This is a genomic window from Sphingomonas sp. CFBP 13603 (assembly GCF_014892665.1).
Classification (GTDB): domain Bacteria; phylum Pseudomonadota; class Alphaproteobacteria; order Sphingomonadales; family Sphingomonadaceae; genus Sphingomonas.
The window spans coordinates 265559-288796 of the sequence record NZ_JADBIA010000001.1 but is presented as its reverse complement, the minus strand read 5'-3'; the positions used below and the strand labels follow the sequence as shown (position 1 = coordinate 288796).

Annotated in this window: 22 protein-coding genes; 4 read left to right on the top strand and 18 right to left on the bottom strand. The window is 66.8% G+C overall.

Annotated features, from left to right (window positions below; translation table 11 throughout):
* Nucleotides 1–155: 155 nt before the first annotated feature.
* The 18 genes from ftsZ to IFR23_RS01255 all read right to left on the bottom strand — a co-directional run bounded on the left by ftsZ (nt 156) and on the right by IFR23_RS01255 (nt 20771).
* Nucleotides 156–1724, bottom strand: a complete 1569-nt coding sequence (gene ftsZ / locus IFR23_RS01340; protein WP_192974385.1) for a cell division protein FtsZ — start codon at nt 1722–1724, stop codon at nt 156–158.
* 113 nt (nt 1725–1837) lie between these two features.
* Entirely contained in the window at nt 1838–3100 is a 1263-nt protein-coding gene (ftsA, locus tag IFR23_RS01335; RefSeq protein WP_056051322.1) for a cell division protein FtsA, read from the bottom strand.
* 1 nt (nt 3101) lies between these two features.
* Nucleotides 3102–4076, bottom strand: a complete 975-nt coding sequence (locus IFR23_RS01330) for a cell division protein FtsQ/DivIB (RefSeq protein ID WP_192974384.1) — start codon at nt 4074–4076, stop codon at nt 3102–3104.
* Entirely contained in the window at nt 4073–5041 is a 969-nt protein-coding gene (locus tag IFR23_RS01325; protein ID WP_197978230.1) for a D-alanine--D-alanine ligase, read from the bottom strand. Before IFR23_RS01325 ends, IFR23_RS01330 begins: the two co-directional genes overlap by 4 nt.
* Nucleotides 5008–5967: a UDP-N-acetylmuramate dehydrogenase gene (gene murB, locus IFR23_RS01320; protein WP_192974618.1), complete on the bottom strand. Its 960-nt coding sequence runs from the start codon at nt 5965–5967 to the stop codon at nt 5008–5010. Before murB ends, IFR23_RS01325 begins: the two co-directional genes overlap by 34 nt.
* A gap of 50 nt (nt 5968–6017) precedes the next feature.
* Nucleotides 6018–7436 carry a UDP-N-acetylmuramate--L-alanine ligase gene (gene murC, locus IFR23_RS01315; RefSeq protein ID WP_192974380.1) on the bottom strand — a complete coding sequence of 473 codons (1419 nt, stop codon included), beginning with the start codon at nt 7434–7436 and terminating at the stop codon, nt 6018–6020.
* On the bottom strand, nt 7433–8575 hold the full coding sequence (gene murG / locus IFR23_RS01310; protein ID WP_192974378.1) for an undecaprenyldiphospho-muramoylpentapeptide beta-N-acetylglucosaminyltransferase: 1143 nt from the start codon (nt 8573–8575) through the stop codon (nt 7433–7435). The genes murC and murG overlap by 4 nt, the downstream gene beginning before the upstream one ends.
* A complete protein-coding gene (locus IFR23_RS01305) occupies nt 8572–9753 on the bottom strand; it encodes an FtsW/RodA/SpoVE family cell cycle protein (protein ID WP_060526809.1) in 1182 nt (393 codons plus the stop codon). The genes murG and IFR23_RS01305 overlap by 4 nt, the downstream gene beginning before the upstream one ends.
* A gap of 71 nt (nt 9754–9824) precedes the next feature.
* The gene (gene murD, locus IFR23_RS01300) at nt 9825–11225 is read right to left on the bottom strand and encodes a UDP-N-acetylmuramoyl-L-alanine--D-glutamate ligase (protein ID WP_342344840.1); all 1401 of its coding nucleotides are present in this window, start codon (nt 11223–11225) and stop codon (nt 9825–9827) included.
* Nucleotides 11222–12292 carry a phospho-N-acetylmuramoyl-pentapeptide-transferase gene (mraY, locus tag IFR23_RS01295; protein WP_056051331.1) on the bottom strand — a complete coding sequence of 357 codons (1071 nt, stop codon included), beginning with the start codon at nt 12290–12292 and terminating at the stop codon, nt 11222–11224. Before mraY ends, murD begins: the two co-directional genes overlap by 4 nt.
* Nucleotides 12293–13684: a UDP-N-acetylmuramoyl-tripeptide--D-alanyl-D-alanine ligase gene (locus IFR23_RS01290; RefSeq protein ID WP_192974374.1), complete on the bottom strand. Its 1392-nt coding sequence runs from the start codon at nt 13682–13684 to the stop codon at nt 12293–12295.
* A 133-nt stretch (nt 13685–13817) separates the two neighbouring features.
* The gene (locus IFR23_RS01285) at nt 13818–15233 is read right to left on the bottom strand and encodes a UDP-N-acetylmuramoyl-L-alanyl-D-glutamate--2,6-diaminopimelate ligase (protein ID WP_192974373.1); all 1416 of its coding nucleotides are present in this window, start codon (nt 15231–15233) and stop codon (nt 13818–13820) included.
* Nucleotides 15234–15243: 10 nt separating this feature from the next.
* Entirely contained in the window at nt 15244–16962 is a 1719-nt protein-coding gene (locus IFR23_RS01280; RefSeq protein ID WP_060526690.1) for a peptidoglycan D,D-transpeptidase FtsI family protein, read from the bottom strand.
* The gene (locus IFR23_RS01275; RefSeq protein ID WP_192974372.1) at nt 16959–17648 is read right to left on the bottom strand and encodes a hypothetical protein; all 690 of its coding nucleotides are present in this window, start codon (nt 17646–17648) and stop codon (nt 16959–16961) included. Before IFR23_RS01275 ends, IFR23_RS01280 begins: the two co-directional genes overlap by 4 nt.
* Nucleotides 17645–18595 carry a 16S rRNA (cytosine(1402)-N(4))-methyltransferase RsmH gene (gene rsmH, locus IFR23_RS01270; RefSeq protein WP_192974370.1) on the bottom strand — a complete coding sequence of 317 codons (951 nt, stop codon included), beginning with the start codon at nt 18593–18595 and terminating at the stop codon, nt 17645–17647. Before rsmH ends, IFR23_RS01275 begins: the two co-directional genes overlap by 4 nt.
* A complete protein-coding gene (locus tag IFR23_RS01265; RefSeq protein ID WP_247599619.1) occupies nt 18592–19119 on the bottom strand; it encodes a division/cell wall cluster transcriptional repressor MraZ in 528 nt (175 codons plus the stop codon). Before IFR23_RS01265 ends, rsmH begins: the two co-directional genes overlap by 4 nt.
* A 354-nt stretch (nt 19120–19473) precedes the next feature.
* Entirely contained in the window at nt 19474–19743 is a 270-nt protein-coding gene (locus tag IFR23_RS01260; protein ID WP_244655382.1) for a hypothetical protein, read from the bottom strand.
* A gap of 59 nt (nt 19744–19802) precedes the next feature.
* Nucleotides 19803–20771: a cysteine synthase A gene (locus IFR23_RS01255; protein ID WP_192974369.1), complete on the bottom strand. Its 969-nt coding sequence runs from the start codon at nt 20769–20771 to the stop codon at nt 19803–19805.
* A gap of 188 nt (nt 20772–20959) precedes the next feature.
* Here IFR23_RS01255 and IFR23_RS01250 point away from each other — a divergent pair, with 188 nt between their 5' ends.
* The 4 genes from IFR23_RS01250 to aat all read left to right on the top strand — a co-directional run bounded on the left by IFR23_RS01250 (nt 20960) and on the right by aat (nt 23215).
* Entirely contained in the window at nt 20960–21130 is a 171-nt protein-coding gene (locus IFR23_RS01250) for a hypothetical protein (protein ID WP_181321065.1), read from the top strand.
* Nucleotides 21131–21289: 159 nt separating this feature from the next.
* Nucleotides 21290–21658, top strand: coding sequence for a hypothetical protein (locus IFR23_RS01245; protein WP_374956412.1), 369 nt, complete (start codon nt 21290–21292; stop codon nt 21656–21658).
* Between the two features lie 109 nt (nt 21659–21767).
* The gene (locus IFR23_RS01240) at nt 21768–22490 is read left to right on the top strand and encodes a ParA family protein (RefSeq protein WP_192974368.1); all 723 of its coding nucleotides are present in this window, start codon (nt 21768–21770) and stop codon (nt 22488–22490) included.
* Nucleotides 22487–23215 carry a leucyl/phenylalanyl-tRNA--protein transferase gene (aat, locus tag IFR23_RS01235; RefSeq protein ID WP_192974366.1) on the top strand — a complete coding sequence of 243 codons (729 nt, stop codon included), beginning with the start codon at nt 22487–22489 and terminating at the stop codon, nt 23213–23215. The genes IFR23_RS01240 and aat overlap by 4 nt, the downstream gene beginning before the upstream one ends.
* The last annotated feature ends 23 nt before the right edge of the window (nt 23216–23238 follow it).

Here is a 23238-nt window from a genome sequence, read left to right as displayed (position 1 = left end):
GGCGACGAATGCAGGGTTTTGCGTACGCAAGCGCGAAAGCCCTGCTCGACATGCCCTCACTCGTCGCCGCCTCTGGCGTATCCCCCTCTCCCGATGGGAGAGGGGAGGTCAGGGCTGGATCGTGCAAGATATTGATAAGTCGGGATGTTCCCGGCTTACTGGTTGTTCTGACGATGCAGGAAACGGGGGATGTCGAGCGGATCCTGGGGAGCCGCCTCGCCGTCTTCCTTCGCTGCGCCGCGTGCCGCATTCGACATGCGCTCGAACAGCGTACCGCCGAGCTTCACGCGCGGTGCTGCCGGCACCGCCTCAGGGGCAGCCTCGGCACCCGGGGCGAGCCAGCGGCGACGTGCACCACCCTCGTCCGCTGCCGGCGTCGGCACCGGAACGGCCGGCGCGCGAGCCGGCGGCACCGACGATGCCGAAGCCGGACGCGCGATCGGACCGCGGCCGTAAGGCTCTTCGCCATACGTGCGCGGCGCGGGAGCAGGCTGCGGTGCAGGAGCAACCGGCGCAGGCGCGGCCTGCGGCACCATCGTCTCGGCACCGAGCACCAGCTCGTCATCCGACTTCGATGCCGACGGCTCGACTTCCGACGACGCGTTTAGGTCGAGCGGCTCTTCGTCAGCAGACGAAGCAGCAGGCGCGACCGACGAAGCGGCAGGCTCGCTCGGACGGAACGACGTATTCTCGTCGGTCTTGCGCGATCCGAAGCTGAACGAGCGGGTCGGCTCGGGCGCAACTTCCGGCGGACGCGCATCGGCGTCGATCCCGGTCGCGACGACCGAGACGCGGATCTTGCCCTCGAGCTCCTGGTTGAACGCCGAGCCCCAGATGATGTTCGCATCGGGATCGACCAGATCGCGGATGTGATTCGCGGCCTCGTCGACCTCGAGCAGGCGCATGTCGTCGCCGCCGGTGATCGAGATGATGACGCCCTTCGCACCGCGCATGCTGACGCCTTCGAGCAGGGGGTTCGAGATCGCCTTCTGCGCGGCCTCGAGCGCGCGGTTGTCGCCGCTAGCCTCGCCAGTGCCCATCATCGCCTTGCCCATCTCCTGCATCACCGAGCGGACGTCGGCGAAATCGAGGTTGATGAGGCCCGGCATCACCATCAGGTCGGTGATGCTGCGGACGCCCTGCTGGAGCACCTCGTCCGCCATCGTGAACGCTTCCTTGAAGGTCGTGTTCGCGTTGGCGATGAGGAACAGATTCTGGTTCGGGATGACGATCAGCGTGTCGACATACTTCTGCAGCTCGTCGATGCCGCCTTCGGCCGACTTTGCGCGACGATTGCCCTCGAACGCGAACGGCTTGGTCACGACGCCCACCGTCAGGATGCCCATGTCACGCGCCGCCTTGGCGATGACCGGCGCCGCGCCCGTACCCGTGCCGCCGCCCATGCCGGCGGTGATGAAGCACATGTGCGCGCCTTCGAGCATCTTGGCGAGCTGGTCGATCGTCTCTTCGGCGGCGGCGCGACCGATCTCGGGACGCGAGCCCGCGCCGAGACCCTGCGTGATCTTGGTGCCGAGCTGGATCCGCTGCGGTGCGGTCGACTGCTTCAACGCCTGCGCGTCGGTGTTTGCCACGAGGAAGTCGACGCCCTGGACGTCGGCCCGCATCATGTTGGCGATCGCGTTGCCGCCCGCGCCGCCGACGCCGATCACCGCGATGCGGGGGGCCAGATCGTCCACTTCGGGACTAAGGAATTCGATGCTCATCGCCGTTCTCCGCACAACCCGGTAGATACGCTACGGCCGGGCCCCTGATTAATCTGTGTGCACCAACGTCACGGCCTGTTCCAGCCGAAATAACGCCAGCGCCCTCGAAACTCTTAATAATTCGCGCGTGCCGCCTGAATCAACTTGCGCATCATGCCCATACCCTTTGGCCGATGCACCGTCGTCCGCTGTGGCGCGAGCCCGCGAAGGTCGATCGGGTTGGTCGCCGCGTAGAAGGCCAACCCCGCTAGCGTTGCGAATGCCGGACCGCCATGCGCTTCGGGCAATGCGGTCAACCCGCGCGGTCGACCGATCCGCACCGACCGCCCGAGCGCCTGTTGCGCATAGTCGGCGATGCCCTTCAGCTCGGCACCACCGCCGGTCAGCACGACCTGACGCCCGACCGGCCCCTCGAACTTCAGCTTGGTGAGCGCGTTGCGCACTTCGCCCATCTGATGCTCGAGCCGCTGGCGGATCACGCCGATCAGCTGCGCCTTGGTGATCTGAGCCCCCTCGCCCGCGCCGTCCTCCGCGGAGATCGGCATGACCGGGATCATGTCGTGATTATCGCGAGGGCTCGCATTGGCCGAGCCGTGGAAGCACTTCATCCGCTCGGCATTCTGGCGCCGCGTGCCGAACGCGCTGGCGATGTCGTCGGTAATGTCCTGCGCGCCGATCGGGATCGAGGTCAGCCCGACCAGCATGCCGCCGGCGAACAGCGACACGTTGGTGATCCCCGCCCCCATCTCGACGAGCGCGACGCCAAGCTCGCGCTCCTCGTCGCTCAGGCACGCCAAGCCCGTCGCGACCGGCGAGGCGATGATCGACTTCACTTCGAGATGCGCCGACCGCACGCACAGATCGAGGTTGCGCACCGGCGAACCGTCCGCGGCGACGACATGGATATGCACGCCGAGCCGGTCGGCATGCAGACCGAGCGGGGTCTTCACGCCCGTCAGCCCGTCGAGCGTATAGAGAGCGGGTTGCGCGTGGAGCACCATGCGGCCCTGCGGATCGATCGAGTTGCGCCCGGCGGCGAGCAAAGCATCGATATCCTGCTGCTCGACCCGGTGGCCGCCCAGCTCGAACTCGACCTCGGCGACGTCGGACACGAGTCCGCCGGCCGAGAACCCGACCCAGACATTCTCGATGTTGATGCCCGCGATCCGCTCGGCTTGCTCGACCGCCTCGCGCACCGCCGCCTCGGTCGTCGCCATGTCGGCGATATAGCCGCGCTTAACGCCACGGCTCTCGCGCTGGCCGGTGCCGAGCACGATCAGTTCGCCCCCGTCCCCCTTCTGCGCGATCATCGCCGATACCTTCGACGACCCGATATCGAGCGCCGTGATCAGCCCTTCCGGTGCCACCTTTGCCATGTCATCCCTCCCCGCCCGTTACGTTCGCGCCCGCCGTTTGCGACGGAGTATTCGTAGTTTCGCCCGTTGCCGAAGTGCTTGCCCCCGCGCTGGCAGGTGCCGGCACGTCGACGCTGTGCGCCAGGCTCGCGCCCGGTTTGCGCGCTACCAGCTTGGTCGGATCGCGCATGTCGAACCGGATCCAGCCGCGCCCCAGCAGCGGCCTCGCCCCATCCAGTTCGGCGAACTTCACCAGCGCGCGCGGCGCACCGTCTTCCGGCAGCGCCAACGTCTCGCCGCTCTCGAACGTCAGGTCCCAGCGCCGATTGCCGACCCAGGTCGCCGCCTTCACGCGCGGCTTGAGCGCAGGCGCGGCGGCGAGCAGCGTCTGGTACGACGCCTCCTGCCGATCCGCGCCCGGCCCGATCACCAGCGGCAGGTTCGGGATCGCATCCGGCTGGACCGGCTCCAGCAGCACGCCCGACGAGTCGATCAGCGTCAACTGCCCATTGTCCTGCCACACCGCAGCCGGCGTGCGCTCGACGATATCGACGAGCATCGTGTTGGGCAGCCGCCGCGAGACATGCGCGTCCGCGATCCAGCCATAGCGCAGCAGCTTCTGCCGCACCGCCTCCAGGTCGACCGACAGCATCGACGTCTGGTTCTGCTTGTCCTCCAGCGCGACCGCATAGACCGACATCCGGTCCATCCGCTTGAGACCCGTCACCTCGATCTGCTCGACCTTGAAGCCCGCGCGCCCGGCACCCTCGGCCACCGCCGCGCCGATCATCCCGGGGATGCCGACCCACGTCGCCGCCGCGATCGCCACCGCACCACCCGCGCCGAGAATCGACCACGTCGCGATTTTCCGGAGCGTGTCCTCGCTGACCGGGAGCATCCCGACCAGCCGGTCCATCACCGAAACCTTCTTGACCGCGACCTTCCGGCGCGGGGCGGGCCGCTTGGGCGGCGGACCGCGCTTGATCGTGCGGCTCATGGAGAAGGATGGTCCTGAAGCGCCTCGTCGACGATCGCCTGGACCAGCTCGGCATAGCTCATGCCGATATGCCGCGCCTGTTCGGGGACGAGACTCAGCGGCGTCATCCCCGGCTGCGTATTCACCTCGAGAAGGAAAAGCCCGTCGACGCCGCGCTCGTCGTCCCACCGGAAATCCGACCGCGACGCGCCCTTGCAGCCGAGCAACCGATGCGCTTCGAGCGCGAGGCTCTTGCAAGCATCGGTAATCTCGTCGGGAATCTCCGCCGGGCAGACGTGCACCGTCATCCCATCGGTGTATTTCGCGTCGTAATCATACCAGCCGCTCTTGGGCTTCAACTCGGTCACGCCAAGTGCCTTGCCGCCGAGCACCGCGGTCGTCAGCTCGCGCCCACGGATATACGGCTCGGCAAGGAGTTCCTCGAACTCGCCCCACGGGCCCACGCTATCGCGCGCGATCGGATTGCCGTAATTGCCGCTATCGGTGACGATCGCCACGCCGACCGAGGAACCCTCGTTGACCGGCTTCAGCACGTACGGCCGCGCCATCGGATCGCTCTCGAACAGATCCGCCGACTTGACGATCCGCCCGCCCGGCATCGGCACGCCCGCGGGGACCAGCAACAGCTTGGTCAGCACCTTGTCGATCGCGATCACCGACGTCGCGAGGCTGGAATGCGTGTAGCGCAGACCCATCAGGTCGAGCAGCCCCTGCACCGAGCCATCCTCACCAGGCGTCCCATGCAGCGCATTGAACACGAGATCAGGCTCGGCCTCGGCGAGCTTGGCGGCAACATCCCGCCCCATATCGATCCGCGTAACCCGGTGCCCGAGCGACTCCAGCGCATCCGCACAGCCATTACCCGACATCAGCGAAACCTCACGCTCCGCCGACCAGCCGCCCATCAGGACCGCTATGTGAAGCGGCGCGCTCACTTCGCGATCCCAACCCGCTGGATTTCCCATTCCAACGTCACCCCCGAATGCGCTTTCACCTTGTCGCGTACCTCTTCACCCAACGCCTCGATCTCCGCGCTCGACGCGGACCCGAGGTTCAGCAGGAAATTACAATGCTTCTCGCTGACCTGCGCATCACCGCGAGTCAGCCCCCGACACCCGGCCGCGTCGATCAACGCCCAAGCCTTGTGCCCCTCGGGATTCTTGAATGTCGACCCCCCGGTGCGCGAACGCAGCGGCTGCGAAGCCTCGCGCTCGGCCGCGATCCGGTCCATCTCCGCACCGATCACGGCCGGCTCGCCGGGCGTCCCGGAGAACACGGCTTCGACCACGACGGCTCCCGCGGGCAGGTCCGAATGACGATAGGTGAAACCAAGTTTATCAGCGGACCAGACTTCGACCGAACCCTCTCGCGTAACCACGGTAGCCTCGACGAGAATATCGCTGACATCGCGACCATAAGCCCCCGCGTTCATCCGAACCGCTCCGCCGACAGTACCCGGAATCCCACGCAGAAACTCAAGCCCGGCAATACCAGCATCCCGCGCGGCACTGGCAACGGTAATCCCCATCGCCCCCGCGCCCGCACGAGCGCGGCCGTCCTGCACCGAAACCTTGGCCATCGCCTTAGGCAATCGCACGACGACCCCCGGCACGCCGCCATCGCGCACGATCAGGTTCGAGCCTACGCCGACGGGAAGCACTGGAGTTGATGGGTCGAGCGTTTTAAGCAAGCCGGCCAGATCATCGACATCCGAAGGCCGCACCAGCCACTCCGCCGGGCCACCGGTACGAAACCAGATAAAGTCCGCCAGACTTCCATTAGCCGTCAGAGTACCCCGCAGATCCTCCCCGGCACGGGGAGGGGAACCGCCGAAGGTGGTGGAGGGGGGCCCGCCCAAAGCGTTACGCTCGTGGACGCCCCCCTCCACCATGCCCTGCATGGTCCCCCTCCCCGTACCGGGGAGGATTTGCGACGCGCCACTCACGCCAGCACCTTCGCGCGCTCGGCGGCGATCGCATCCGCCAACCCGGCCGCCCATTTCGTAATGTCGCCAGCGCCGAGGCACACGACCATGTCATCCGCCTCGATCGTCGCCGCCAACTCCACCGCCAGCGCGTCAGCGTCAGCAACCACACCCGCAAACCGGTGCCCACGCCGCTTCAACCCCTCGACCAGAGCCGCCGCATCGACGCCCTCCACAGGCGCCTCGCCCGCAGCATAGACCGGCGTCACCAGCACCCGGTCCGCGTCGTTGAACGCAGTCTGGAAATCCTCCATCAGATTGCCAAGTCGCGAATACCGATGCGGCTGGACGACCGCGATTACGCGCCCCTTCACGCCCTCGCGCGCCGCCGCCAGCACGGCGCGGATTTCGACCGGGTGGTGGCCGTAATCGTCGATGATCGTGACGCCAGCCACTTCGCCGACCTTGGTAAACCGCCGCTTCACGCCCCCGAACTTGGCGAACCCCTGCTGGATCGTCGCATCCGCGATCCCCAGCTCCAGCGCCACGCCGATCGCCGCCAGCGCATTCTGCACGTTGTGCCGCCCCGGCATCGGCATCTCGATTCCCGAGATCGTCCGCGTCGCGCCATCACGCTCGCGCACCACGCAATCGAAGCGGTTACCGCCCGGGATCGGCGTAACCTCCACCCCGCGCACGTCAGCCTGCGCCGAGAAACCGTACGTCACGACCCGTCGATCACGCACCCGCGGCAGGATCCCCTGCACCTCCGGATGGTCGAGGCACAGCAACGCCGCGCCGTAGAAGGGCACGTTCTCGACGAACTCGACGAAGGCATCCTTCACCGCATCGAACGAGCCGTAATGATCGAGATGCTCGGGATCGATGTTGGTGACGACCGCGATCGTGCCGTCGAGCCGCAGGAAGCTGCCGTCGCTCTCATCCGCCTCGACCACCATCCAGTCGCTCGCGCCCAGCCGTGCGTTCGAGCCGTACGAGTTGATGATCCCGCCATTGATGACCGTCGGATCGACCCCGCCAGCATCGAGCAGTGCCGCCACCATCGACGTCGTCGTGGTCTTCCCATGCGTGCCCGCGACCGCGACGGTCGACTTCAACCGCATCAGCTCGGCGAGCATTTCCGCACGCCGCACCACCGGCACGCGGGCATTCAACGCCGCCTCGACCTCCGGGTTCGAGCGCACGATCGCGGTCGACACGACCACCACGGCCGCATCGCCGATGTTCGACGCGGCATGGCCGATCGCCACCGGAATGCCCTTGTCGCGCAACCCCTGCACGACATAGCCCTCGGCCACGTCCGACCCCTGCACGCGGTAGCCGAGGTTCTTCATCACCTCGGCGATGCCCGACATGCCGATCCCGCCGATGCCGACGAAATGGATCGTGCCGATATCCGTCGCGACGCCCTTCATGCGAACTGCGCCTTGGGCTTCGAGGGCGCACCGACCGGAATGCGCGACAACGGCGCGTCGAGGCTCTCGACCAGATCGGCCAGATCACTCGCCGCGTTCGGCCGCCCGCAACTCCGCGCACGGCCCGCCGCATTCTGCAACGCCGCCGGATCGAGCCCGAGTTTCTGCATCTGCTTGGCCAGTTCCACTGCGGTAAAATCTCCCTGCGCGATCGTCCGCGCGCCGCCCGCCCGCGTGATCTCGCGCGCGTTCACGGTCTGGTGATCGTCGGTCGCGCCCGGCAGAGGCACCAGGATTGCAGGACGCCCCGCCGCGGTCAGTTCCGAAATCGTCGACGCCCCAGCGCGTGCGATCACCAGATGCGCCCAGGCCAGCTGCTCGGGCATATCCGGCAGATACGTCGCCAGCTCGGCCGGAATATGATGCTCGGCGTACTTCGCGCGGACCGCATCGATATCCTCGATCCGCGCCTGATGAGTCACCTGCAACCGCCGCCGAAACGTCACCGGCAGCATCGCCAGTCCGTCAGGCACGACCTGAGACAGGATGCTCGCCCCCTGGCTGCCACCGGTCACGAGCACGCGGAAAATCCCATCCTCCTCCAGCAATGGATACGGCCGCGAGCGCAGCGCGAGCACGGCCTCGCGCACCGGATTGCCGACCAGATGCGCCTTGCCCAGCAGCTTCGGCGCGAGGCGCTCGGTCGGCTCGGACGAGGTCGCGATCGCATCGACGCGTCCCGCGACGAAGCGGTTCACGCGCCCCAGCACCGCGTTCTGCTCATGCACAGCGGTCGGTATCTTTTCCGCAAACGCCGCCAGCAACGCCGGCAATGCAGGATAGCCGCCAAAGCCGATCACCGCGGCGGGCTTGAAGGTCTGGTACAGCTCGCGCGCCATCGCCCGCCCGCGCCACATCTCCCGCGTGGCCCGAGCCCAACCAAGCGGCCCGCCGGTAAAGCGTCCGGCGGGCAGGACATGCGTCTGGATATCCTCGAACAGCCCCGGAAACCGCACGCCGCGCGCATCGCTGACCAGCGCGACGCGGTGGCCACGCTTGGTCAACTCGGCGGCGAGCGCCGCTGCCGGGACCATGTGTCCGCCCGTGCCACCGGCTGCGAGGACGTAATGCTTACTCATTCACCACTCCAGCGGACGACATAGGGGCTCCGCGTGAGAAACGGATTGCGCCGGGTAAACGCCAGCAGCAACCCCATGCCGACCGACAACGCGATCATCGACGACCCGCCATAGCTGATGAACGGCAGCGTCATACCCTTCGACGGCGCGAGGCCGGTGTTCACCGCCATGCTCACCAGCGCCTGCGCGCCGAACTGCGTCGCGAGGCCGGCGGAGGCCAGCAATTTGAATTCGTCCTGCTCGTCCAACAGCTTGACGAACACGCGCACCACGATCGCGAGGAAGATCACCGCGATCACCGAACACGCGATCAGCCCGAATTCCTCGCCGATCACCGAGAAGATATAGTCGGTATGCGCCTCGGGCAGGCCGAACTTCGCCGCACCCGCGCCCGGCCCCGTCCCGGTCCAGCCGCCCGCGGTCAGCGTATTATGCGCGGCATTCGTCTGGAAATGATCGCCTGCACCCTCGCCCTCGACACCCGGAAACAGGAACGCGTCGATCCGCGACCGCGCCACGCCGTAAAAGACATAAGCGGCAATGAGCCCCGCCGGCGCCATCGCGACGAGGCCGAGCATCACCTTGGCCGGCGTCCCTGCGATCATCAGCAGCGCCATCCACACCGAGCAGAAGATGATCGTCTGGCCGAAATCGGGTTGCAGCATCAGCAGCACCGCGACACCTGCGGTCATCGCGCCGGTGATCAGCACGGTCGGCAACTCGGCATCCTTCGCGCGCAACGACAACAGCCACGCGACCGTGACGATGAACAGCGGTTTCAGGAACTCGGAAGGCTGGAACTGCGCGAACCCGACGCCGAGCCAGCGGCGTGCACCGTTCGCCTCGACCCCGATGAACGGCGTCACCATCAGCATCAGCACGAACAGCGCGCATCCGCCGATCGCCATCCGCCGCGCCATCGACACGGGCATCATCGACACGCCGAACAACACGGGGAGCGACACGCCGACCCACATCAACTGCCGCCAGAAATAGTAGAGCGGCGCGATCTTGTGGTGCTCGCCCGAATAGCGGACCGCGCTCGCCGGCGACGCCGCCGCGACCGCAATCAGCCCGATCGCGATCAGGAACAGCGTCAACAGCAGCAGCATCCGGTCGATATCCCAGAACCACGTGCCGAGCGGCGACTGATCGCCCCGCCCGCCGCGCCGCTTCATCTTCGCGACGATGCTGGTGTTCGGTGTGCCCATATCGCCCCTAACGTCGATCCTACCAGCGCGGATATCGGTCATGCCAGCGACTCCACCGCCGCGCGGAACGCGGCCCCGCGCGCTTCGTAATCGAGAAACTGGTCGAAGCTAGCACAGGCTGGGGATAACAAGACAGTGTCGCCGGGCTTGGCGTTTGCGGCGGCGGCTCGGACGGCAGCGTCCAGCGTACCGACGTTATCGACGGGCATGAAGTCTTTCAGGATTTCAGCGAATTTCGGGCCAGCCTCGCCGATCGTGTAGGCGTGGACGACGTGGCCGAAGGCGGGCTTGCATGCGTCGAGGTCGTCCCCTTTCGCGCGGCCGCCGACGATCCAGTGGACCCGGTCGAACGCAGCCAAAGCCGGCGCGGTGCTCTCGGGATTGGTCGCCTTGCTGTCGTCGACATAGGCGACGCCGTCGTACGAGGCGATCTGCTCCATGCGGTGGGGAAGACCGGTGAAGCTGGTGAGGCCTCGGTCGATGTCGACTTCGCTTATACCAAGCGCCTTGACGACGGCGATCGCGGCGAGTGCGTTCTGGGCGTTGTGCGGTCCCTGGAGCGTCGGCCAATCGCGCTGATCCATGCACACGCCGGGCGCGATCTTGGTGAGGTGCTCGCCCTTCGCCGACAGCCCGCGCGCGATCTGCGCGGACGGCGTGTCGCCGATGCCGATGACCGCGTCATGCTCGGCCGACTGCATCGCGAACAGCCGCGCCTTGGAAGCGGCATAGCCCTCGAACCCGTCATACCGATCGAGATGATCCGGCGTGATGTTCAGCAGCACCGCGACGTCGCAATCGAGCGTCTGCGTCAGGTCGATCTGGTAGCTCGACAGTTCGAGCACGTAGACGCCGCCCTCGGGGAGCGCTTCCTGTTCGAGGATCGGCAGGCCGATATTGCCGCCCATCAGCGTGGGGATGCCGGCGGTCTTGAGGATGTGGTGGACGAGTGCGGTGGTGGTGGACTTGCCATTGGTGCCGGTGATGCCGACGACCTTGTGCGGAGGTAGGTCGCCCCGCGCCTGCGCGAAGAGCTCGATGTCGCCGATGACGGGCACGCTGGCAACGCGCGCCGCGGCGGCAAGCGGGTGCGTGTTGAGCGGCACGCCCGGCGAGACGACAAACGCGTCGAAGGCCGAGAGATCATCTAACGGAGCGACGATCAAATCCTCCCCGGCACGGGGAGGGGGACCGCCAGCCGCAGGCTGGTGGTGGAGGGGGGCATCCGCAAGCGAAACGCCTGGAACAGCCCCCCCTCCACCAGCAGAGCTGGTCCCCCTCCCCGTACCGGGGAGGATTGCGTCACGCCGAGCTTCATCCGAATCCCAAGCGACCACGCTCGCCCCGCCAGCCACCAACGCCCGCACCGTCGCAGCCCCAGACCGCGCCAACCCCAGCACCGCGTAGCGTTTTCCGCGCCAGGCGTTCGCAACAATCACCGCAACTTCAACGTCGAAAGGCCGACCAGCGCCAACACCAGCGCGATGATCCAGAACCGGATCACGACGGTCGCCTCGGCCCAGCCGAGCTGCTCGAAATGATGGTGGATCGGCGCCATCCGGAACACGCGCTTGCCGGTGCGCTTGTAGAAGAACACCTGAATGATCACCGACAGCGCCTCGATCACGAACAGCCCGCCGATGATCCCCAGCACGATCTCATGATGCGCGACGACCGCGATCGTCCCCAGCGCGCCGCCCAAAGCCAGCGACCCGGTATCGCCCATGAACACCGCAGCCGGCGGCGCATTGAACCACAGGAACGCGAGCCCCGCGCCAACGATCGCCCCGCAGAATATCGCCAACTCACCCGCGCGAGGGACATGCGGAATACCGAGGTAGTCCGCGAACTTCACGTTCCCGACCAGGTACACGATGACCATGAACGCGACGCTCGCAATGATCACCGGCATCGTCGCCAGCCCGTCGAGCCCATCCGTAAGGTTTACCGCATTGCCGAACGACACGATCGTGAACGCCGCGAACACCGGGAAGAACCAGCCGAGATCCAGATACATGCGCGACGTGAACGGCAGATACAGATGCGGACCGTTCTGCGACATGATGATCGTCGCGGCGACGCCGGCGATGATGAACTCGAGCAGCAACCGCGTGCGCCCGCTGATTCCCGCGGTGCTCGCCTTGCGCACCTTGTCATAGTCGTCGAGGAACCCGATCGTCCCGAAACCGAGCGTCACGAACAGGCACGCCCAGACATACGGATTGCTCAGGTCCATCCACAGGAAGATGGCGAGGCACATCGAGGTCAGGATCATCAGCCCGCCCATCGTCGGCGTCCCGCGCTTCGACAGATGCGACTGCGGGCCGTCGGCGCGGATCGGCTGGCCCTTGCCCTGGCGCACGCGCAACCAGCCGATGAACTTCGGCCCGATGATCAGGCCGATGATCAGCGCGGTCGCGACCGCCCCCCCGGTCCGCACCGTCTGGTAACGGATGAGGTTCAGCAGACCGGGAAACCCCAGATGCTCGGCGAGCCAGTACAACATTCAGTTAATCCCGCCTTTGAGGCCAGCCTGGAGACCCGCTACGACGCGCGCGAGGCCAACCCCGTTCGATCCTTTGACGAGCACGACATCGCCCGGCGCCAGGATCGTCCGTAACGACGCGAGCGCGGCCGCAGCGTCGCCCACATGGACGGTTTCGATCTGTCCCTCAAGCACCTGCGCTAACGGCGCCATCGCTTCACCGACGAGCAGCGCCATTTCGACGCGTGCAGCGAGGATCGGCTCGGCGAGGGCGGCGTGATAGTCGTCGGAGCCCTCGCCCAATTCGCGCATTTCGCCGAGCACCGCGATGTGGCGGCCGGGTTCATGCCCGAGGACGCTGAGCGTCGCACGCATAGAGGCAGGGTTGGCGTTGTAGCTCTCGTCGATCACCAGCGCCTGGCCCTCGCCGACGGTCACCAGCGACCGCGCACCGCGACCTTGCAGGCCACCGAGTTCGGCCAGCGCGAGCCCAGCCAGCCCGAGATCACCCCCGGCCGCTTGCACGCACGCAAGCACGCCAAGCGCATTGGACACCCAGTGCGCACCGGGCTGCGCGATCGTGAAGCTCAGCTCATGCTCGGCCCCCTGCCCCATCCGCGCGGTGACGAACGTCCCGCCAGTCGGCAGCCGCATCGCCTCGATCGCGCGGACGTCTGCGCCCTTTTCGCTGCCGAACGTGACGATATGCGCAGCATGCGGCGCGGCGTGGCCGAGCAGGCGGTCGCGGTGCGGGCTGTCATAGGGGACGATCGCGGTCCCGTCGGGTTCGAGCCCGGCGAAGATTTCCCCCTTGGCATCGGCGATCGCGCTCTCGTCGGGAAAGAACGCGGTATGCGCAGGCGCGATCGCAGTGATCATCGCGATGTGCGGCCGCACGACCTGGGTCAGCTCGGCGAGTTCGCCGGCATGGTTCATCCCCATCTCGAATACACCGAATTTCGCGTCCCGCGGCATCCGGGCAAGGCTCAGCGGGACGCCAGTGTGGTTGTTGTAGCTCTTGACCGAGCGATGCACCTCGCCGGGGGATGCACGGTCGAGGCACGCGAACAGCGCTTCCTTCGCGCTGGTCTTCCCCACGGAACCGGTGACGCCGATGATCTTGGCGGTGGAGCGCGCGCGGCTGGCGCGGCCGAGCGCGTTCAGCGCAGCGAAACTGTCGGCGACGAGGACGTGCGGATGATCGCAAGGCTCCGACACGATCGCCCCAGCCGCGCCCTGTGCGAAGGCTTGGTCGAGGAAAAGGTGGCCATCGCTGGCCTCACCCTTCATCGCGATGAAGAGGTCACCGGGGCCGACTTCGCGCGAGTCGAACGCGACGCCGCTGACGGAAAAATTACCCGACGCGCCGCCGCCGGTAGCGGCAGCGATCTCGGCTGAAGTCCAGAGACTCACTTCCCCCCCTCCCGCAAGCGGGAGGGGGTCGGGGGGTGGGCACGCGCTATCGCCGAAGCGCAGCGCCTGCCGAACCCGCGAGCCCACCCCCGGCCCCTCCCGCTTGCGGGAGGGGGGAAGAAGATAGCCGCCCTCACGCCGCGCACTCCCGCGCGACCGTCACGTCGTCGAACGGCAGGACCATGTCGCCGACGATCTGCCCCTGCTCATGCCCCTTCCCCGCGATCAGCACGATATCCTCGGGCCCAGCCTCGCGCACCGCCGCGCCGATCGCCGCGCGCCGGTCGCCGATTTCCTCAGCCCCGCGCGCACCCTTCAGGACGTCGCACCGGATCGCCCGCGCATCCTCGGTCCGCGGATTGTCATCGGTTACGATGACGCGATCCGCGTGTTGCACCGCGACCTGTCCCATCGTCTCGCGCTTGCCGGTATCGCGGTCGCCACCTGCCCCGAACACCACGATCAGCTTGCCGCCAGCATGTGGCTTGAGCGCGGCGATTGCCGCCTCCAGCGCATCGGGTGTATGCGCGTAATCCACGTACACCGGCGCACCCGACTTCGCGATCACCGCGCGTTCGAGCCGTCCGCGGACCGGTTGCAACCGCGCGAGGTTTGCAATCGTCCCGGCCACGTTACCACCGGTAGCAATCACCAGCCCGGCTGATACTAGCGCATTCGCTGCCTGGTATGCGCCGATAAGCGGCAAGGTGACCTTGTACGTCTGGCCTTCCGCCTCGATCGTCAGCCCCTGCCCCAGCAAGGTCGGATCGCGGCCGACCAGCCGCAACGTCTCGCCCTGCGTCCCGACCGTGATCAGCCGGTTGCCGCGCTCGCGCGCCAAGTCGATCACCCGCGCCGATTGAGGATCGTCCGCCCACACCACCGCAGCGCCGTCAGTCGAAAGCACTTCCGAGAACAACCGGATCTTGGCAGTGAAATACGCCGCCATGTCGCCATGATAGTCGAGATGATCGCGGCTGAGGTTCGTGAACGCCGCGGCAGCCACCTTAAGCCCCTCGGTTCGGTACTGCGTGAGCCCATGACTGGACGCCTCGAACGCCAGGTGCGTCACGCCTTCGCGCGCGAGCCCCGCCACGTTCGACAGGAACGTCACCACGTCCGGCGTGGTCAGCCCGGTCGTCACCCGCTCGTCGGCCGTCGTAACCCCCAGCGTGCCGATCGAAGCCGCATGAAAACCCGCCATCCGCCAGAGCTGCCGAGTCATCTCGACACACGACGTCTTCCCGTTCGTCCCTGTAATCGCCACCGAAGTCTCGGGAAACGGCGCAAAGAACTTCGCGGCCAATTGCGCGAACCGCTCGCGGGGATTGTCATCGGCGATGTAGGTGGCGCCCTCGACCGTAAGCCCCGGCCGCGCGACCACCGCGATCGCACCAGACCGGATCGCATCGGCCACGAAATCCTCGCCGTTGACGCGCGCGCCTTCGAATGCGCCGAACACCGTGCCCGGCGCGACCTTGCGGTGATCGATCGCGAACCCCGTCACCTGCGCCTCTTCCGTCCCATCGGTCAGCGCTGCGAGTTTCATGCAATAGTCCTCATTGCCCGGTCGGCTGTGTACGCGACGGGTCCTGCCACAAAGTAGGCAGGATGTCAGACTCGTCGATGTCGCGGTGCGCGTCGGGCACCACGCCCAGGATGGCACCGACGCGCGAGATCGTCCGGCCGACCACCGGCGCGGTATTCCACGCCGCGGTCTTCCACCCGGCGGTTTCCTTGGTCCCGAGCGGCGAATCGAGCATCGCCAGCACGACATAGCGCGGCGCATCCATCGGGAATGCCGCGGCGAACGTCGCCACGTTGCGCGAATGATCGTAGCCACCCGACACAGCGGCCTCGGCCGTCCCGGTCTTGCCGCCGACGCGGTAGCCCGGCGCATCGCCCTTGCGACCCGTACCGCGCTGCACGATCAGCCGCAGCATCTGCCGCATCCGCGCGCTGGTCTGCTCGCTGATCACGCGACGACCAGCAACCGCATGCCCCGGCGCGACCTTGAGCAACGTCGCCGGCCGCCAGATCCCGCCATTGACCAGCGCCGCATACGCGCTCGCCAGATGCAGCGGGGTCACCGCGATGCCGTGGCCATAGGCAGTGGTCATCGTCGTCGTCCGCGCCCAGTATTTCGGCCACAACGGACGGCCCTTCTCGCGCAGTTCGATATCGGGCTTGGTATCGAAGCCCAATTTCTTGAACATCGCCTGCATCTTCGCCGGCCCGACCTCGTCGGCAACCCGCGCCGTCGCGATGTTCGACGAGTAGATCAGCGTCTCGGCCATGTTGAGCCAGCGCTTCGGATCGCCGCGCTCGTCGTGGATCGTGAAGCGCCCGACCTGGAGCGGATGCGTCGCATCGAAGCGCCGCGCGAACGACGTCACGACGCCGGTATCCATCGCGGTCGCCATCGTGATCGGCTTGAACGTCGAGCCAAGCTCGAACACGCTCTGAGTCGTGATATTGCGAAGCTGCTCGCTGCCCGACATGCCGACGCGGTTGGGGTTGAACGTCGGCAGCGAGACCATCGCGATCACTTCGCCAGTCGCGACGTCGAGGACGATGCCGCCCGCCCCTCGCGCGGAGAACGTCGTCATGGCGCGACCGAGTTCGCTCTCCATCGCCGCCTGCACGCGGTTGTCGAGCGACAGCGCGACCGGCGTACCGTTGAGCGCAGGATTGGTCAGCCGCTCGTCGAGCACGCGCTCCATCCCGCTCATGCCGTGGCCCGCGGTCGACAGGAAGCCCAGCGCGTGCGCCGCCATCGTCGACTGAGGGTACAGCCGCTGCGTATCGCGGTCGAACACGATCGCCGGCTCGCCGATCGCATTGACCTGCTCGACCAGCGCCGGCGACGCGCGCCGCTGGAGATAGATGAAGCTCTTGCCCGACGTCAGCAGCGCATAATAATGCGCCTGGTCGCCTGCCTCGGGCATCAGCGCGGCGAGCTTGCTGGCGATCTCGGTCGGATCGCCGATCAGCTTCTTCGGGTGTACCGCGATCGTCCACGCGTCGATCGTCCGCGCAAGTGGCGCGCCGTTGCGATCGACGATATCCCCGCGCGCGGCGATCGCCGCCGAGCGCGCCTGCGGATCGGCGAGCGACGCCTGCACTGCCAGCATCCCGAGCCGCCCGACCACCACCAGCACCGCTGCTCCGAACAGGAACATCAGCATCATCAGGCGCGTGTGCGCCGTCGCCACCAGTGCATGACGCTGGTTGGCGCTACGTTGCTGCGAGACGGGCCGGGCGACCAAAGCGGTCACCGCCGCTTACGGCTCTCGGAGCGGGCGCCGCTCATGATGTCACCCAGCGTCGTGTCGGACAGGAGCTTCCGGTCGAGCATCGCCACTGCCTGCGGCCGGACCTTGGCGACGGCGGCGAGGCGCTCGGTCTTGGCGGCGCGGACGAGTGCGGCCTCGGCCGAGCGCGGCGTCGACACCGACGCGCGGATCACGACCGGCTTGAGCGCGGTCTTCGACGCAGCCTGGATCGCGACGTTCATCGCGCGCGGTGCGGTAACCTGCGCCATCTGCACCGGAGCAAGCTTCACCACGGCAGGAGCGGCGGTGACCGGGACGATCGACGTGGAGACGACGGACCCCGCCCCAGACGGCACGAGCAGCGCGGCGGTCTGGATCCCGTCCGCGCGCAGGCTGTTGACGTCGAGCGCCGCGAGCGCAGCCTCGCTCACGACGAACTGGCCCGCCGTCGGTGCCGACAGTGCCAGCGTATCGCCATTCCAGCGCTCGAGCTGCGCCAGATTGCCCCGCGTGTCGAACTCCGTTTCGAGCGCACGGATGTCGCGCTGCGCGGAGCGGATCTGACCATTGACCGCCTCCAGCTTCTTGCGCTCGGCGGCGACCTGCAGCGACACGAGGTAGAAACCGAGCACGACGGCCACGCAGCCCCCGAACCAGCCCACACCCTTCATCCGATACGCCGCCGTCATGTCGTCACCTCTTCCGTCCAGGGTTGCGCGGAGGTCCGCCGCGCCGTCCGTAATGTTGCCGAGCGCGCGCGCGGGTTGCGTGCGATCTCGGCCTCGCCGGCGCGAACACCGCGGCCGACGTGAGAAAAACTTGGTTCCGCAACGGCTTTCACCTGCGGAAGATGACGCGAACCTGAAGGCGACCCACCGGACCGCGTGCGCAGGAAGCGCTTCACCATCCGGTCCTCGAGGCTGTGGAACGTCACGATCGCGAGCCGGCCACCGGGTTTCAGCACGCGCTCGGCCGCAAGCAACCCGTCGGCGAGTTCGCCCAACTCGCGGTTCACGTGGATCCGGATCGCTTGAAACGCGCGGGTCGCGGGGTCCTTCTTGTCGTGCGCCTTGTAGCCGAGCGCCCGGCGGACGATGTGCGCCAGCTCGCCGGTCCGCGTCAGCGGGCGCGCCGCGACGATCGCGCGCGCCACGCGCCGCGACTTTGGTTCGTCGCCATATTGATAGAGCACGTCGGCGATCTCGTTCTCGTCCGCCTCGTTGACGAAGTCCGCCGCCGACATGCCGGCCTGCGCCATCCGCATGTCGAGCGGGCCATCCGACTGGAACGAGAAGCCGCGCTCGGCTTGGTCGAGCTGCATCGACGACACGCCGATATCGAGCGTCACGCCGTCCACCGGGGCAAGGCCGCGCGATTCGAGTTCGGACGCCATCGCCGAGAAGTCCGCGGCGATCAGCGTCAGGCCTTCCTCGGCCTCTTCCATCGCGCGACCATTGGCGATCGCGTCTGGATCGCGGTCGAACGCGACGATCCGCGCGCCCGACTTGAGCAACGCCAGCGTGTAGCCGCCCGCACCGAACGTGCCGTCGACCATCGTCTCGCCAGGCTCAGGGGAAAGCGCAGCCAGGACTTCGTCGAGCAGGACGGGGATATGCGGAGCATCAGGGCCGCTCACAGCTGCACCCCCTTCTCGGCCATGTAGAAGCGCGCCATCTCCTTGACGACGGGGGGCATGCCGTCGGTGGCGATCAGCGTCGCAGGGTCCCAGATCTCGATATAATCGAGCACGCCGTAGAAAAACGCGTGGCCCTTGATGCCCGCATAGAAGCGCGGGAACGCGGGCATGATGAAGCGCCCGGAGCCGTCGAACGGCACCGCTTCGCCGGATGCTGCGGCGCGCTTGATGTTGTAGTCGTACTCGCCGTTCTCGGACGTGTTCTCGGATTCGCGGCGATCGAGGCGCTCGGCGAGGATGTCGACGTAACCGGGATCATACGCGACCAGGCAGCGATTCTTCTGATGCGCGCCGATGATGATGGTCCCGCCGTCCTTGCCGTTCGCCTTGGGCGCATTTGCCGAGAGCGTGGTGCGAAGCGCCGAGGGGATGGCTACCCGCCCCTTGTCGTCGACAAGGCCGATACCGTCTCCTTGATAGCGACCCCGTACCGACACGCCAAAACCCTTCGAACTGGCGCGCACGCTTCACCGCTTCGAAAAGCAGCCATCGCTACGTTTCGACCGCGTTTTCAGCGAACGATGAAAATGCCCCTGTATTAACCTCCATCTACCATAGCGCTTCGGGGACGCAACGGGATTTTTGGGGATTGGACGGATTTGACGCCGGTTTCGACGCTCAGTTCGGGGGGATTTGCGGGCGAATTGGATGTGACCGGCAGCAAGCGGTCATCAGCGCTGGGGAAATTCGGGGATGGGCCACGATAAGCGTTTGTCCCGCAGCCGACCGAAGCTGAGGCTAGGCACACTTCGATGGAGCACGACGCTCACCCCTCCCTGAGGGAAAGCGAGCGAAGGATTGCAGCGTTGCGCTGGTGATTACTGTGCGGGTGCCTGCGCGTTGGCGCTCGGCGCCACGCCCATCTCCGCTAGCGGTTCACCCGCACCGGCGGCTTCGGTGACATTGGAAACACCCATGTTCGCCACCACGTCGGCCTGCGCCGTACCCGCGGTCGCGACCGGCCGTTCACGATTCGTCGAACCGATGATTGCGCTCGCGAGCCCGATCAGCAGCACGACCGCGGCGAGGCCGATCATGCCTACCTTGATGCGCTGCATCGTCTGGGAAGGTTCGTGCGGTAACTTCATCTTGCCCCACCTCGATACCCGACTGCCGCGCTTCTGTCGATTCTGGGGAACCGGACCGCTCAAGCCAGACCCTTCGCCCGGCGCCATTCGGGATCGTACAGCGTCGAAAGATAGCGGAATCCGGTATCGCACAGGATCGTCGCGATCCGCTTGCCGGGGCCTAGATGTTTGGCCAGCGCCACTGCACCGGCGACGTTGATCCCGGACGACAGCCCGAGGCAGAGCCCCTCCTCGTCGAGCAGTCGCCGGACCCAGGCATAGCCCTCCTGGTCCGAGATCCGGAACTGCGTATCGATCGGCGCTCCCTCCAGATTGGCGGTGATACGCCCCTGCCCGATCCCTTCGGCGACCGAAGATCCTTCCGCCTTCAACTCGCCGTGAGCGTAGTAATTATACAGCGCAGCACCGTGAGGATCGCTGAGTGCGATGCAGACGCTCTCGTCCTTCGCCTTGAGCCCCAGCCCGACCCCGGCGATCGTGCCGCCGGTTCCCGCCGCGCAGGTAAAGCCGTCGATTCGCCCACCCATCTGCGACCAGATTTCCTCCGCGGTTCCGACGATATGCGCACGGCGATTGGCGGTGTTGTCGAACTGGTTCGCCCAGATGGCGCCCGGCGTTTCCTCGGCGATGCGCCGCGACGTGTGGACGAAATGGCATGGCGACGAGAATGCCGCGGCCGGCACCAGCACCAGTTCGGCGCCGAGCGCGCGCAACGTATCCATTTTCTCGCGACTCTGCGTCTCGGGCATGACGATGATCGTCTTGTAGCCCTTCGCGTTGGCGACGAGCGCGAGGCCGATCCCGGTATTGCCCGCGGTGCCCTCGACGATCGTCCCGCCCGGCTGGAGCAACCCGCGCTGCTCCGCATCCTCGACGATGAACAGCGCCGCGCGGTCCTTCACCGATGCACCAGGGTTCGCATATTCGCACTTGCCGAAGATATCGCAGCCGGTCGCATCGCTCGGCCCCTTCAAGCGGACGAGCGGAGTATTGCCGATGAGGGCGAGCGTATCAGGTGTCGTGTGCATGCCCGCTATGTGGCGCGGCACTCCCCCAGGAGCAAGCGAGCGAAAGTTTGCGCCGTTAAATGGGCGTGCCCTCACGGGCATTACCACGACCGAAAACTCCGCGGCCGCATCCCATTGCACCACGTCCCGGAAGTATAGATGATATGATCTATGTTAGCCGACCGACTCGGAAGCAGGAGAAGGATGTCGTGAAAAACTATCTGCGTGCCCAAGCCCTCCTGAAGGAGGCTTCGGACGTCATGGAAGCTGCCGGGGACACGCTGATCGCGGCGCACATCGCGACGCCGCTCGCGCTGGTCGAGGCCCGGCTCTATCCGCAGGGCGGTCTGATGGATCGCAATAGCCCGGGCCGCGAGTGAGATACGCACCGGCAGCGGATATCGGAACGGCGGCAGACAACGTCCCGGCCCATGAGGATCGGCTGCCCCGTTCATCGCGATCGGGCCGTAGCGTAAACCATAAACCTTGACGCCCAATGCTGCATGCGCGAAGCGATGGCCGCTATGAAAATCCTCCCCATGACCGCCGTCGCCGCGCTGCTCGTGCTGGCAGCCTGCAACTCCAAGCCCGCTTCGCCCGAGGTGCTGGATAGCAATCCCGATCCGATGGCGAATACGCTCGCCAACGCCGCGCCGGTCGAGCTTCCGCCCGCGATCAAGTCCGAGGCAACGCTGCGTTGCAAGGACAACAGCCTTCTGTTCGTGACGTTCTTCCAGGGCGACAAGCAGGCCGTCGTCAAGACCAAGAAGGATGGCCCCGCAACGACGCTGAAGTCGGATGTCGCCGGTGCGCCGAAGACCGCCGAGGGCGGCTGGTCGATGACCGGCAGCGAGACCAACGTCACGCTGACCGCGCCCGGCAAGTCCGCCCAGACCTGCCACGCGTAAGTCTTCGACGTCTTGTTTGTTCTGAAACGGCCGGCGGATCATCCGCCGGCCGTTTTTCTTTGCGCCGCGCACCCTTGCCCTGATCGCCGCAGACCGGCACGCTAGACCGATGGCAACCGTTGCGATCTACAGCCTCAAGGGCGGCGTCGGGAAGACGACGCTTTCGGTGAACCTGGCCTGGTGCGCCGCGACATTGTCCGCGCGCCGCACGCTGCTTTGGGATCTCGACCCGCAGGCCGCCTCGAGCTGGGTACTCGGCGGACCCCATGGAGTCGGGGCCAAGGCCGACCAGGCGCAGGCGATGTTCTCGAAGGACGTCGCGGTCGCCAAACAGGCGCGACCGACCGCCTACCCACATCTCGACCTGATCGCCGCCGACGCGTCGCTGCGCGGTCTCGACCAGCTGTTCCACGAGTTGGACAAGAAGAAGCGCCTCGCCAAGCTGCTGTCCGAACTCGCCAGCTACGACCGCGTGATCCTCGATTGCCCGCCCGGCCTGACCGAGACGGCGGATCAGGTGATGCGCGCCGCCGACCTGATCGTAATTCCCGTCATCCCCTCCCCGCTCTCGACCCGCGCGTACGACGCGGTCGTCCAGCATCTCGGCGGTCGCACGCCGTTGCTCCCCGTCCACGTGATGGTCGACAAACGTCGCGCGCTGCACGCCGAGGCGCTGTCCCGTCACCCCGACTGGCCGGTCATCCCGATGGCGAGCGGGATCGAATCGATGGCGGTCAAGCGCGCGCCGGTCGGTGCGTTCGCCCCCCGCTCTACCGCCGCGCAGGCGTTCGCCGATCTCTGGCGTCGGATCGAACACCGGCTAACCGCATGAGCGACGTCCTGGACCCCCAACTCGTACTCGGCGCCTATTCGGTCGGCGTGTTCCCGATGGCGGACAGTCGCGACGCCGCCAGCGTGTATTGGGTCGAACCCCGCCGCCGCGCCGTCCTCCCGCTCGACGGCTTCCAGCTCTCCCGCTCGCTCAGGAAGACGATCGCCGCGGACCGGTTTCAGGTCACCGTCGACACCGCGTTCGAGCGTGTCGTGCAACTGTGCGCCGAAAGCGTCGAGGGCCGCCCCGAGACGTGGATCAACGACGGCATCGAGCGCGTCTTCCAGACGCTGCACGCGATGGGGTTCGCGCATTCTGTCGAATGCTGGGACGGCGGCAAGCTGGTCGGCGGGCTCTACGGCCTCGCGCTGGGCCGCGCGTTCTTCGGCGAAAGCATGGTGAGCCGCGCCACCGACGCCTCCAAGGTCGCACTAGCGCACCTCGTCGCGCGCCTGCGGACCGGCGGCTTCACACTACTCGACTGCCAGTTCCAGACCTCGCATCTCGCCTCGCTCGGCGCGATCGAGATCGACCGTGCGGATTACGTCGCGTTGCTGGGCGCGTCGCTCGAAGGCGCGCTCGGCGCGTCGGCCGCGGCGGGCGTCGCATCCGCGGGCGATTTCCGCGCACTCGATCGCTTGGCAGGCAAGGCCTCCGCAGGCGGCGCAGTATCGGGGCCGGTCTCCGGGAAGGTCATCGCACAGCTCTTGGTCCAGACGTCGTAGATCGGGTGCTGCACCGCGTTCAG